Annotated in this window: 4 protein-coding genes; all 4 read left to right on the forward strand. The window is 57.8% G+C overall.

Annotated features, from left to right (window positions below):
- Positions 1–289: 289 nt before the first annotated feature.
- Positions 290–10,981 carry a beta strand repeat-containing protein gene (locus OS189_RS09235; RefSeq protein ID WP_267167024.1) on the forward strand — a complete coding sequence of 3,564 codons (10,692 nt, stop codon included), beginning with the start codon at positions 290–292 and terminating at the stop codon, positions 10,979–10,981.
- Between the two features lie 137 nt (positions 10,982–11,118).
- Positions 11,119–13,263, forward strand: coding sequence for a type I secretion system permease/ATPase (locus tag OS189_RS09240; RefSeq protein WP_267167025.1), 2,145 nt, complete (start codon positions 11,119–11,121; stop codon positions 13,261–13,263).
- Positions 13,260–14,447 (forward strand): beta-barrel domain-containing protein, encoded by a 1,188-nt coding sequence (locus tag OS189_RS09245; RefSeq protein ID WP_267167026.1) that lies wholly within the window; start codon positions 13,260–13,262, stop codon positions 14,445–14,447. The genes OS189_RS09240 and OS189_RS09245 overlap by 4 nt, the downstream gene beginning before the upstream one ends.
- A 70-nt stretch (positions 14,448–14,517) precedes the next feature.
- A complete protein-coding gene (bamE, locus tag OS189_RS09250; RefSeq protein ID WP_267167027.1) occupies positions 14,518–14,946 on the forward strand; it encodes an outer membrane protein assembly factor BamE domain-containing protein in 429 nt (142 codons plus the stop codon).
- Positions 14,947–14,950: the final 4 nt, after the last annotated feature.

Raw genomic sequence — 14,950 nt, forward strand, 5'->3', positions numbered from 1 at the left:
ACGCGACTGCCATTGCGCCGCTCCAAAGCGGCCCGGCGCAGGGCAATGTGATCAGCGGCGTGGGCAATACCGGTGGTGCGGGCGGCGATGCCGCGGGCGCGGACGGTGCTGTGGTGACGCAGGTTGCCTTCGGATCGGTTACGGTTGCGGTTCCGGCGAGCGGCAATGCGACCATCGCGGGCCAGTACGGCACGCTGAGCCTCTCGGCGGACGGGACCTACAGCTATCAGCGCGATCCGGNCATCCTGACGGCGCGGGTGCCAATGCGGTCACACTGGCGGACAGCGCGGTGCTGCTGCAGGTGCAGGCGCGCGACGGTGACGGCGATGCGGTAACGCAAAGCGCGCCGATCGGCGCGCGCATCAGCCTGGTGGACGATCTGCCGGTTGCGGTGGATGACGCGACTGCCATTGCGCCGCTCCAAAGCGGCCCGGCGCAGGGCAATGTGATCAGCGGCGTGGGCAATACCGGTGGTGCGGGCGGCGATGACGCGGGCGCGGACGGTGCTGTGGTGACACAGGTTGCCTTCGGATCGGTTACGGTTGCGGTTCCGGCCAGCGGCAATGCGACCATCGCGGGCCAGTACGGCACGCTGAGCCTCTCGGCGGACGGGACCTACAGCTATCAGCGCGATCCGGACACGGCGGGGGGTGTGGATGATGTGTTCAGCTACACGCTGACGGATGGCGACGGGGATACGGCGACGGCGACGCTGACAGTATCGCTGGGCGATGCGGGTGTGTCGCTGGGCGGGCTTGCTGCGCAGGCGGATGGCGGTGATGCGCTGGTGAACGAGAGCGGGCTGCCCACCGGTACCGGTGTCGGTGCCGGCGACAGCACGGGCAGCGGCAGCTTCACGCTGGATGCGTTTGACGGGATAGCAGCGCTTGTGCTGTCGCAGACGGGCCAGCCGGATGTGACGGTGATCCGCGACGGCGCGCTGACCTCGACGCTGAGCATGACGGGTGGTTTGGGCAACACGCTGAGCATCACGGGCTACAATGCGGCCACGGGCGAGGTGAGCTATACCTACACGCTGGGCAACAACGAGGATCACGCCGGCACGGGGCGGGACACGCTGTTCGAGAGTTTCGGGATCACGCTGACGGACAACGACGGTGACGCGGCCACAGGCACGCTGGAGATCGCGGTTGTGGATGACATCCCGGTTGTGACCGTGGACACGACATCGGCGGCGGCGCTTGTGACGTCTGATGCGGCGCTAGGGATGGTTGTGTCGCAGGGGTTTGCGGATCTGTTTGATGTGGAGATGGGCGCGGATGGCGCGGCGGCAACGACTCCTTTGTTGTACAGTCTACAGGTTGGCACAGCAGGAGTTAACAGCGGGTTGACGGATATGGCGAGCGGCGATCCGGTGCTGCTGTATCTGGAGGGCGGCGTTGTTGTGGGGCGCGCGGGGGGCGATACGGGCCCCGAAGTGCTGCGGCTCACGGTGGGTGATGCGGCGACGGGCACGATCGAGATGCAGCAGCTGCGCGCGGTTGAGCATCCTGACGGCGCGGGTGCCAATGCGGTCACACTGGCGGACAGCGCGGTGCTGCTGCAGGTGCAGGCGCGCGACGGTGACGGCGATGCGGTAACGCAAAGCGCGCCGATCGGCGCGCGCATCAGCCTGGTGGACGATCTGCCGGTTGCGGATGTGGCCCCGGATACCGGCTTTACATTACCTTTTTTGACGACGCTGGACGCAGAAACTCTCGCGGGAACATCTACGGCGACAGCTAACTTTGCCGGAGCTTTGACAGCTAATATCGATTTTGGGAATGATGGACTGGCGGCCACCAACCCTGAGGTTTGGGCCTATGAGTTGAGCCTATTGGGCAATGGAACATCTGTATCGTCAGGATTAAGCAGTGAAGGTGCTGCGATCACGCTTTATCTGATCGGGGGTCAGGTTGTGGGGGCTACTGCCACTTCGGCAGCGGACGTCCTGACGACTAACACGATTTTCACCATAGAAGTCGCGGCAAACGGTGATGTGACGCTAAACCAGACGGGCACGATTGATCACAGCAGTACTTCCAGCAACAGCGAGACCATTGCATTGGCGCGCAATCTGGTTTGGCTGAATGGCACGGTAACCGTGACGGACCGTGATAACGATACGGATACCGCATCGGGTATCCTGGACATCGGCGACCGCTTTGTCTTTACCGATGACGGCCCCACAGTCAGTGCGACCCCATCTACGACGGTTAATGAAACCGGATTGCGGACATCGGGTGCAACCTTGACCGCTACGCAGACGATCGGGGTCGAGGTGGGTGCGGATCGTGACGGAACGCCAGTGGAGATTGCCTTTGCCAGCACCCAAACAGCGTTGGTGGCGTTGGGGCTGAATAGCGGGGGGGATCCGCTCACCTATAGCGTGAGTGATGGATTGATTACAGCCAGCGCGGCCGGCGTGACCGTTTTCACTGTCGCGCTTGTACAGCCGACATCGGCGAACAGCTATCAGTCCTCATACTCCTATGAACAATTTGCGCCGCTTGATCATCGCTCAGGAACGACGTTGCTGAACGACCTTACGTTGCCCTTTGATGTAACGGTCACAGACGGAGACGGTGACAGCGCGGATACAGCGTTTGACGTAGTTGTTCAGGACGATGCGCCGACCGCAGTTGCGCAGGCGAGCATCAGCGTGATCGAGGGTAGCGGTCCTGTCGGGTCCGGTGCAGGTGGCATTAACCTGCTGGACAATGACACGCTGGGTGCAGATGGCGCGCGAGTGCATCAGATATCCTACAATGATATCAACGGCGATCCGCAGATCATTACAATCACGCCGCCTGCTACCGGAACAGGGCCGTTCAACACGCAATACGGATCGCTGTCTGTTAACGCGGACGGCGGGTGGAGCTTCACGCCGAATACAGGGATCACCCACACGGGGAATGCACCTGTGGACGGATCGTTCAGCTACTCCCTGATTGATGGTGACGGCGATGTGACTCCATTCGTCGCCCAGCCGATTTCGATTGATGATACAGCGCCGGTTCCGGACGCTGATGTCCCGATGAGCGTCGTTGAAAATGATCCAACAGGTCTGTCCGGTGATTTAATCGTCGCCACGACGCAAGTGCAGGATGGTCCGGCAACAGTTTTCAGCTTCACCTATACCGATACATCAGGTGATCCGGCTACATTTGAATTTACCGATGCAAATGCAGAGACTGTTCAAACATTGACCGGCACGCTGACTGTTAACCCGAACGGGGCATGGACGTTTATTCCTGTGGATAGCATCGACCATGACGGCGCAGATGCGGATGACGCCAGCTTTAGCTATGTCTTGGTTGACAATGACGGCACGCAATCGGTTCAGGGTACGCAGACGCTTATCGTGACGGATACAGATCCGGCGACAGGCACAGTTGCGCTATCGCTGGATGAGGCAAATCTGGCGAATGCCGGGTCGGCTGGTCTGACCACTGGTGTTGTTGAAACTGCGGCAACGTCAATGGGGATCATCAAAGGACCGGATGCCATTGATGATGTTGTGTTCACAGAGGCGACAAAGACGGGGCTGGGCACACTCACTTCGGGTGGAGCCACGCTTGTTTACGATATCTCGCCAGACGGGCACACCTTGATCGCCACAGCAGGGGCAGGGGGCGATGAAATCTTCCGGTTGGAGATCGCAAACGCAACTGATCCACAGGGGTTGCAGCAAACGATCAAGGCAACTTTGTCCGGCCCGCTGGATCATCCTGCAATAACACCACCACCGCTGAATGTGGTGTACGAGGTGCGTGATATTGACTCGGCTGTCACAGGGACTGCGACATTTGAAGTCGTGGATGACGAACCTCTGGCGCCTTCCGTCGATCCTGATGTGGTGGTGACCGAAGGTGACGCCACATTTACCGGCACCAATCTGTTGCTTAACGATACGCTGGGCGCGGATGATGCGTCTGGTGCGCCTGCGCGGGTGTATGATTTTGAATACACGGACCGCAACGGAATTACGCAAACTGGAACCCCTGGCGCAGCTGCCGTGAATACACAGTATGGCGCGCTGGTTGTTCAGGCGAATGGCGATTGGTCCTACACGCCGCTGTTGTCTGCAAACCATAACATCGCTGCGGGCAATGATCTGACCCTGACCGACGATTTTACCTATCGCACGGTTGATTTTGACGATGATGTGTCACCGGCATCCGCGACACAATCGATTGCCGTCAACGATACGGAACCGACCATCGGTGATCCTGATGATAACACGGTGAGCGAGGCAAATCTGCCCAATGGTACAGCGATTAATGCCACTGCCTTGACAGTTACCGGTTCTCTGGATGTTGATCCGGGGAATGATCCTTTCGCGGCTGCTTTGGTTGGCGGTGTCGCCAATCTGCCGGTTCTGACGTCAGGTGGTGAAACGGTTACCTATGCGTTGACCAATTCCGGCCGGAATCTCGTCGCGTATCGTGGCACCAGCACCGATCCCGCAGACCGTGTGTTCACCCTTGATCTGACAAACCCGACCGCATCAGCTGCTGGCTATACGTTCACCCTGCTCGGGGCGATTGATCATGGCGCAGCTACCTCGCTTGATCTGACGTTTAATGTCACTGTGACGGATAATGACGGGGATACGGACCCCGATACATTTACAATCACGGTAAATGATGACGCGCCAAGCGCGGCCCCCATTAATGTGACGGTTGATGAAGACAGCAGTTTCTCGATGAACACCTCTGCTGACGGAACTGCTAGCAATACCTTTATCTCCCAAGGCAGTGTGCCGCTGACCTTTACTACCGATGCGGATGGCGTGAGAACCTACAGCACCGCAAATGGCACGGTTACGGTCCATCCGGATGGTTCTATCACATATACACCAGCGCCAAATTTCAGCGGTGACGAGACATTTGAATTCGTCACAGCGGATGGTGCGACAATTACCATAACACCGGTAAATGTCACAGTAACGCCTATCGCGGATGAACCGACAATCAGCGCCGTTGATGCTGCGATTAACACGTTGGAAGATTCGGCTGTTCCGCTGGGACTGGAGCAGCCAGTGGTTACAGATGACGGGACCGGTACGGGCAACAACCCGCGGCCCGAGCGTATTGGCGCGATCACACTAACGGGACTGCCAGCAGGTGCAAAGCTGCTGGATGGTAGTGGCGTAGAGATCCCGGTTACGCTTACCGGAGGTGCAGTAACCGTTGTTCTCTCTGACACGGGTGTCACAGTAAACGGTGCTACAGGCGATCTTACCTTGACCGCCGCGCAATACGAGGCGCTTCAAGTTCTGCCGCCAGAGCATGCATCCGCCAACTTTACGGTTACGGCCAGTGTTCGCAGCTATGAGGTCAATGCCGGAGGAGATCAGGTTGGAGCCGCTTCGGCACCTGCAACTGTTGATGTCGAGGTGAATGTTCAGGCGGTCACAGATGATGCCGCGCTGGTATTTGATACCACGCAAACAGGTGGCACAAACATCACCGCGCCAATCGATTATAACGGTGGCAACACCGTGGCTGACGTCACGATCCTTGAGGATACGACATTCAACCTCACCAATCTGCTGGACGCGACGTTTGTCGATCTGGATGGCAGCGAACAGCGCGAGATCGTCATCACCAATGACTCCGGCCACAGCATTATTGTGAGCGGACAAACGGTAGCGAATGGTGCAAGTATCACGCTGGACGAGCGGTCAGGTGCCGCTGGCCAAACCGGCGAGATCGACAGTTTTGCGCCGATCACGATCAGGCCTGCCAGTAACGTCAGTGGCTACCTTGAGAACATCAAGGTTGAAATCAGGACGCAGGACTATGACAGCGATGGCTGGCTGGGCGCGCCGAACAACAGCGCTGGCGTAGCCGAGGCAGACACAACCAACAACAGCGTTACTCTGAACCTGCGCGTGATGCCTGTTGCAGGGGAAGTCAGTGCCACAAATTCCAGAGGCAACGAAGACACCGATATTGCCTTCCTTGCAGGGGTTCGGGTCACTGACAGGGTATCCGGCACAATCGGCGGTAACGAAGTGATCACACAAGTTACCTTTGAGCGCCCCAACAGCAACTGGAAGGTCAATGCACCTGCTGCCGCTTCGATCTGGTCCCTCACGCAAATGGGCGAAACATTCACGATTAATTTCACCGGTGGTACGCAGCTTGAGCGTGAACAGGTGCTGGATGGCTTTACCATCACACCGCCTGCGCACAGTAGTTCTGATGCGACAATTGCACTGGATATCGAAACATGCGACACCGTTACAATCGACGGAACAGAATTCAGCGACACAAGTTCAGTGACGCGCAATGTGACCATCACCGTCGATCCTGTGGCCGAGCAAGTTGGCGTGGATTCTGCCGCCCCTGCCGGTAGCGATGTGACGATGAATGGCAATTACAACTATAAAACCGCAGGACAGTCCGGTACCGAAGATACATGGTTCGAGCTTAACCAACCGGGATTTGATTTCGCTGCAAACTGGAACAACGAAGACGCTGACGAGCTGACCTATGCGCGCATCACGCCTGTGGTGACGGTAGGTGACCCCGGTGATGCAATCGGTTCGCAGTTCCGCTGGGAAGTAGGCGGTGTCAAAACCGCGCCTGTAACATTCACTGGAACGTGGGTTGATATTCCTGTATCCGTTCTCGGCTCGGTCGAGTTTTTGCCATCGCCTGATTTTGCGGGACAAGTTAGGTTTGATGTGCTGGCATATACAGAAGATTTTGATGATGATGCCGAAGGTGTCGGCACACCCGGATCAACTGCCGTAAGTGGTGTTGCAGTTCTGAGCGAGCTGGTGATCGCACCCGTTGCCGATGATGTCTCACTCACACTGACCGCGCGCGTTGCGGGACGGGAAGATCAACGAATTCCATTGCAAATCCGGCCCAGCAGTTCGGATGACAGCGAGACATTCAACATTACGATCAAGGATATCCCTGACGGCGCATTGATATATTACGATGGCAGTCTCACGCCGCTGGTTGTGACGGGTGGCATGGTAACGATTGTCGATTTTGACAAAACCGCCGATCTGGAAATCCTGCCGCCGCTGAACAGCAACAATAATTTCGATCTGACGATCGAGGCGGTTTCTGTCGATCAGATTGAAATTGATGGCACGACGATCACCAATATATCTACGCCGCCGGCCACATTGCCGATGCGGGTTGCTGTCAAAGGGGTCGCGGATGACGCTGATGTTGCGCAGATTCTGGTTGCCGGTGACCTGCCGACATTTACCGAAGCCGCGCTTGACGGTGGCAGCAATGTTGCGCTTGACGGGCTGGTTTCGGTCACGTTGCAAGATCTGGATACCAACAATGCCGGTGGCCAGTCAGAAACACTGACAGTACGGGTCAGCGGATTGCCGGACGGGTTTTCCCTGACAGAAGGGACATTGCTGTCGCCACCAAGTGTGACAGGTGCAGCAAGGGTTTGGGCATTGAACACAACCCAGTTTGACAATGCCGAAATTACTGTTCCTGCTAACTTCAGCGGGACTGTCGATTTGAATGTTACGGCAGTGACAACTGAAAATGACGGTGACTCCAGAACCGGTTCTGCGGTTCCGGTCTCGTTTATCGTTACACCGTCACCCGAGGCGGTTACGACCGCCTCTGCGGTTCTGGTGGAGGATCAGACGTCGCAGATCAACTTCAGCGTCGTTCACGTAGACGGGGATACAGACGAGCAGATTTCGGCGGTGCGTATCCGTGTCGATGATGTTTCGACCGTCGTGTCCGGTGTTTCGGGTGGTTACACGCTTTATGACGGGATCACGGGGTTTGCCCTGTCCGATCCGGCTTTAGGGCTGACCATCTACACCGATCCTGGTGACGGAACGCAGTATTACGAACTGTCGGCAGCGCAGGCGGCACAATTGTCCGCCCGTGCGGGGCCACAGGCAGACGGCGATCTGGGCAGTGTCGAGATATTCTATCAGGTTACCGATCAGGAATTTGGCAGTGACCAGCCCTTCGGCACAGGTGCAACTTCGACGCCGGTAACGTCCGAATTCAAATCTGTTGATTTTGCGCTGACGGCAACGCCCGTCACGGACGCGCCTGACGTTACGATCACTGCAATCTCCGGCTTGGCCGCTACAACGATAGTCTCCGATGCGGTTCCCGACGATGACGCGTCGCCTGATACAGCGGCGCTTCAAACTGCGGACACAATCACTGTGCGGTTGAACGTAGCATCGCCGGATGACGACGGCAGCGAGCGGGTTATTCGTGTGCTGATCACCGATGTGCCTGTTGGCGTCACCGTTGAAGATGCCCAGATTGTCGGTACAACTACCTGGCTGCTGGTGTATGATGGTGCGGATACAAAATCGATTGATCCGACAACCGAAATCGATGTGAACTTTATCGTCAGTGACCAGATCGGTGCGGGTGAAAACCTGTCACAGATCAGCATGAGTGTTCAGGTACAGGACCGCGGCGATCAGGCTGATGCAGTCACCGATGTACTGTCCGACACAGTAAGCTGGACGCTGGACCGTGACTTCACCGGCTCCGACACCGGCGAGCCACCGGCGACGATTGTCGATTGGTCCTATACCGGTGCTGATGCGGCGGAAGACGGGCCATTTGCGCTGTCGACAATGCTGAATGGTACCGTAAGCGCGACAAGCACAACGGCGAACACGATGACTGTTCAGCTGACCGACCTTCCCGCGGGGACAATTGTATCCGGCATGACCACCACGGTCATTGACGGCGTTCTTACGTGGACTGCTTCGACAACGGCCGGCTCGGGTGGTGCGCAGGCGGCGCTTGATGCCCTTCTGGCAGGCATCACGATCACGCTGCCGGAAAACTCCAACGACAATAACAATGAATCGACCATCACGGACCCACCAGGCCCGCTGACACCGGGATTCAAAATGAACGCAACGCTGACGACATCTGTGGTCGGGGGTACCAGCGTTGAGGAAGAAACGATTTCGCCGGTTATTCCGGTCGTCCCCATAACAGATCCAGCGACCATCGAAGTTACTTTCAACGGTTCAGGACCTGATGGCAGTGTTGTCGAGAGCGATACGGAAATCCCGATCAGCGTTCTTGTCACCAACCCCGCAGACGGTAGCGACGGGGTGATTATCGATGGCAACCTCTATCTGCAAATCGATGTCCAGAATCCCGGCCCGACAGGCGGAGTGCTGACCAACGCGGACGGATCAACCACCTACGCTGCGCAAACGGTCAGCGGCGTTACCGGCCTTGCGACGGGTGATTATTATGTCATTCCGGGTGTCAGCTATGACACGCCGGTCGATCTGGTGTTTACACCGGCAACCACCGGCGTGGGCAGCATCACCGTAGACGCCTTTGTGCAGAACAACGAAACAGGCGACGAAACAGGCGGCACGCCGAATGTGATCGTATCGTCCAATTCAGAAACCCAGGCGATTGATGCCAGCAATGATGGTGTCCTGCTGACAACCGCACCTTCATCCGGCGACGAAGTGAACGACAACGAGAAGACGTCGGTTATCAGGTTGCTTGGCCTGTCTGTTGATCTGGTCGATGGCGCAGACGGATCCGAAGAGCTTGTCTCGATCCTGCTGGGCAATGTACCCGAAGGATTCCTTGTCGTGTCCGGCACAAGCGCGTCGGATGCTCAACTTGCGGAAGTTTCCAGTAACGCCGGCGGTTCGGGCGGGTTGAACACATGGGTGCTGACCGGAGAAAACGAGCCTCTGCCGCCGTATATCGCTATCCAGCCGCCACAAAACTGGAGCGGCACATTGAACGGACTGGAACTGCTGGTCACCAGCGGTGAAATCCTTCTGGATGAAAAACGTACGGATATCATCGCCCTTGATCCAGTCACGGTTGCCCCTGTCGCAGACGGTCTTGAACTTCTGCCGACAAACACCTTCGGCAAGAGTAACAAAATTGTGCCATTCAACCTCAACGCGTCGATCAACGATGCGGTGGATGCTTCCGTCGTGGCGGCTCCGGATGAACACCTTGAAACCGCAACGATTGTGGTGACAGGGCTGGGTGAACATGCCTCTATCTATAACGGCACAACCCAGTTGCAGGATAATGTCACGTATGATGCCGGCACCAAATCTTATACGATTACGGGGCTGACCCAGACGATGATTGATAATCTGGGCTTCTTGCAGGCGGTGAATGCGCTGGAAGATCAGGATGCGGCTACGTCGGGCCTTCAGATCGGGATTTCCGCCGTCACGGTGGATGCCTCCCCGACCGACCCCGCCGGAGCAACCAGCACCTCCACGCCCGCTGTCACAACCAACATCACGGCCAGCATCACGCCGCAGCTTGCCACATCTGCTGACAACTCCCTGTTGTGGACCGGCCAGCCGATAAACGGGCTGGCGGGTGATGATACGATCATGATCCGTAACGGCGAGAATTTGACCGGCGTCACGCTGGCCACGAACCTGACAAATGTGGAAACGCTGGATCTGGGCGTTCTTGGCACCAACGTGATCAACGTGCTGACCCCTGCACAGGTCGCCGCAATGACCGACGGCGACAAGGAGCTGACGATCATCGGTTCGTCGGACGACATCGTGAACCTGTCGGATGTCTGGCAGCTGTCGCCCGGGCCAAATGTCATATACACAAGCACGATCGGCACCGGTCCCGGTGCAACCACGGTCACGTTGAACATCAATGGTGGTGTGCAGGTAAACGAAGTGCCGACATCGCTGCCGCGCATGATTTCAAGCGCCGAGCCGTTCAACCTTGCATCGTTGGACGAAGCCGACGAACCGGAGGCGGACACGTCACGCGAGGCACCGGACGGGTTGACGCTGGATGACCTGATCACCGGCGCGCCGGAAGACGATCTGGTTGCGTTGCTCCCACAATCACGCTCTGGACCAGAGTCTGGCACGCAGCAGACAGACCGTGGTAGCGAAACGGGTGATGGTATCTTTATCGCCAGCCGGACATGGGAAGAAGATCCGCAAGACGGATTGGTTTTTGACAGCTAAGAGGAATTACGGATGGTGTTGAAATGCGGTAAACGTATCAGCAGCACCGTCCGTAAGCCGAAAACGGCACCAATACCGGTGTGCGGGCATCGGTACGCCAGCAGGAGCGTAAGGCTCGGGGATGGATCAGGAGAGACATGGCAAATTCGGACATAACGCCAGTTGAAGCGCCCGACGTTCAGGCGGCCCCCACCGGCCAGCACTGGATGTCTGCTGTGCAGCGCATCGCGGCGCATTACCGGATTGCCGTTTCGCCCGAACAATTACGCCTTGATCTGGCATGGGCAGGCAAGCAGGACCAGTTGCGCCGTCTGGCCCGTTCAGCCGGATTGCTGGTGGAAGAAACGCAAGCTGGCTCCGGTGCTGTTTCGGCCATGCGTCTGCCGTTACTTGCGGAATTTTGCGATGGTCAGGTTGGCGTGGTCGAAGCTGAAACAGAGGACGGTTTCACCGTCGCATTCAGCGGAGATCAGGGGCTGCGCACGACCCTTGGCCGTGGTCCGCTGGAAAGTGAACTGAAGCGTCTGTTTGTCCTGCGCCCCGCAGCCGACGTTGCCGACAGCCGGATTGATGACTATATCGCGCCCTGGCGCCCTGACTGGCTGCGCAGCATCGTGCTGGCCGATCTAAAGCCATACCGCGCGGTGATGCTTGCTTCTCTGGTGACCAATGTGCTGGCGCTTGCGGGCATCCTGTTTTCGATGCAGGTCTATGATCGCGTTGTTCCGGGCCAGTCAATGACGACTTTGCACGTCTTGTTTGGCGGTGTGATGGTCGCTGTCCTGTTCGGGTTTCTGATGAAGCTTTCGAGGGGCCGGATCACCGACGGTGCGGCACGAAACGCAGATTTACGGGTATCCGACAAGGTGTTCGGTCACGCACTACGGGTGCGCAACACCTCGCGCCCGCGCGCAACGGGTACGTTCATCGCACAAATCCGCGAGCTTGAGCATGTCCGCGAGATTATGGCTTCTACCACGATCACGGCCATGGCAGACCTGCCGTTCTTTTTCATGTTTTGCGTCCTGTTTTATTACATCGCAGGGCCACTTGTCTGGATTCCGCTGGTGGCGATGGTGCTTTTGATCTTGCCAGGTTTGTTTGCACAGAAACGCCTGCGCCAACTGGCCGAGGCCAGCTCGCGCGAAAGTTCGCTGCGCGGTGCGATGCTGGTCGAAACGGTTCAGGGTCTTGATGATATCAAATCGCTACAAGCCGAGGGGCGTTTCCAGAACTTGTGGAACCATTATACCGAAGTGACATCGGGCGCATCCATGCAACTGCGCGATCTGGTGAACCGTCTATCAAGCTGGGCACAGACAGTGCAGGGCGGCGTTTTTGCGCTGGTGGTGTATTTCGGTGCGCCATTGGTGATGGCAGGCGAGATGAGCACAGGGGTTTTGGTCGCTGCATCCATGCTGTCCTCGCGGATGTTGGCGCCACTGGCGTCGGTGACCCAGATCATCAACCGCTGGCAGCAGGCCCGTGTTGCGCGGGAGGCACTTGATAAGTTGCTGGCACTGCCCGTCGATACGCCCGAAGGCGCGCGGCGTATCCACAAGCCGGTGATTGAGGGAAACTTTACCCTGAAAGGTGCCGTGTTCGGGCATGATCCCGAAACGCCGGTGCTGCGTGTTCCCGCGTTGAAGATCGCGGCGGGCGAGCGCATCGCGATACTGGGCCGCAATGGTGCTGGCAAATCCACACTGCTGTCGGCCCTTGCGGGGCTGCTTGAACCGCTTGAGGGCGATATCAGGATCGACGGCGTGTCGATGGGTCTGGTGGACCCTGCCGACCTGCGCCGTGACATCGGATATATGGGGCAGAACGCGCGGCTGTTTCACGGCACATTGCGCGAAAACCTCAGCTTGGGCGCGCCTGCCGCAACAGATCAGGAAATGCTGGGCGCTTTGGCCGGTCTGGCACTGGCGGATTTTGTTCAAAAATTGCCGGAAGGGCTGGACCATATGGTTCAGGAGGGCGGATTGGGGCTGTCGGGTGGACAACGCCAGGGCCTGCTGTTGGCGCGCCTGATGCTGCGCCATCCGCGTGTTCTGCTGCTGGATGAACCCACAGCGACGCTGGACGAGGTTGCCGAAAATACCGCAATTAACACCCTTGGCGCGCTGGATACGGACACAACCCTGATTGTCGCTACACATCGCCCCGCGCTGTTGCGCATTGTGGACAGGTTGATTGTTGTAAACGACGGTGTGGTTGTGATGGATGGACCCAAAGATCAGGTGATCGCAAACCTGCGCGCCGGAAAGGCAGCGCAATGACATCGGCGCATGCATTCTCTGCCGGATTGTCCGGTGAAAAAACAATGCGGCGCGAACGCAGGCTGGTCTATTTGGTCGGCCTGATGCTTGGCGTTTTTCTGGCGTGGGCGTGGTATTTTCCGCTGGTCGAGGTGTCGAGCGGGCAGGGCACCGTTGTGCCCAGTTCGCGTGAGCAGGTGATCCAGTCCCTTGAGGGGGGGATTGTGGCATCACTTGCCGTGACCGAGGGCAGTGTTGTGGATGCGGATGAAATTCTGGCACAGCTTGATCCAACCCGCTCTGTCTCCAACGTCGAGGAAGCAGCGGCGAAATACTCCGCCGCGATTGCAACCTCCGCGCGTTTGCGCGCCGAGATTGAGGATGCCGACGAAATTACATTTCCCGCCGCGCTGGATGGTGAGGCATTCGATGTCCTGCGCGATAACGAAACCGCGCTTTTCCGTGCGCGTCAGGCCAGCCTGAACGAAGCCCTCGCCGGCCTTACCGAGGGGCTTGTGCTGTTGGAAAAAGAGCTCGAAATCACCGAGCGGTTGCAAGCATCGGGTGCGGCAAGCCGTGTTGAACTGATTCGCCTTCAGCGCGAAGCAGCAGAAATACGGCTTGAGATCGCGCGGTTGAAGGCGGATTATCGCGTAAAGGCGGGTGAAGAATTGCAGCGCATAAATGCCGATGCCGCCGTGCAGGCATCCATTGTGCGGGGCCGGACTGACCAGTTGTCGCGGCTGACATTTCGCGCTCCCATGCGAGGTGTTGTGAAAGATGTCGCCGTGACCACAATAGGTGGTGTGATCCCGCCCGGCGGGCAGCTGATGACGATCGTTCCCATCGACGACCAGCTCCTGATCGAAGCACGTATTTCACCCCGTGACATCGCCTTTATCCATCCGGGGCAGGAAGCGCTGGTCAAGATATCTGCTTACGATTACGCGATTTTCGGCGGCATGCAGGGCGAAGTTGTCACCATTTCGCCCAACACCGTGCGCGATGAGGTGAAGCCCGAACAGGTCTATTACCGCGTCTATATTCGTACGCGCTCCGACAACCTGACCAATGCAAACGGCAAGGAGTTTCCGATCGTACCGGGAATGATCGCAACGGTAGATATCCGAACCGGTGAAAAGACCGTTTGGCAGTATCTCGTAAAGCCGTTCAACCGAGCCCAAGAAGCATTGCGGGAGCGGTGAAATAGCGAGGTTGCATGTCTTGAAGTCTCCCCACCCTGCGCGTATCCGTAACAAGTATCGAGGTGATCGAATGAAGATGTTGAAGCAATATTTCGCGATGCTGATTGGCGCGGCTGTGATCGGGCTTTACCCGCTTGCTCCTGCCATCGCCGATGTGACCGAACTCAACGTCCTCGGGCCGGATAGATCGTTCCCCCGCGTTTCCCGTGCATATCCTGATATGGACGCAACATTTGTCCGGGAGGGAACGCCGCGTACCGTTGCGCAGGTGCGCCGCGTTGCGATTGGCAGCACGAAATTGCAGCTTGTAAAGGCGGTGGGACAGCCTGTTTCTGCGTACCGCGATGGATCGTGGAATTTCAACGTTTCGTTCCGGCTGCCACAGGGCAACAGGCTCATCTGTCAGTATCGCGTCTATTTCGATGCGGATGACAAGGTTGCCGGCACTGTTTGGCGCCGCCCACAGTGCCAGAACATCGTACTTGGTAAGGTTAATTAGAACA

The sequence above is a fragment of the Sulfitobacter sp. F26169L genome, assembly GCF_026410285.1.
In the GTDB taxonomy this organism is placed as follows: Bacteria; Pseudomonadota; Alphaproteobacteria; order Rhodobacterales; family Rhodobacteraceae; genus Sulfitobacter.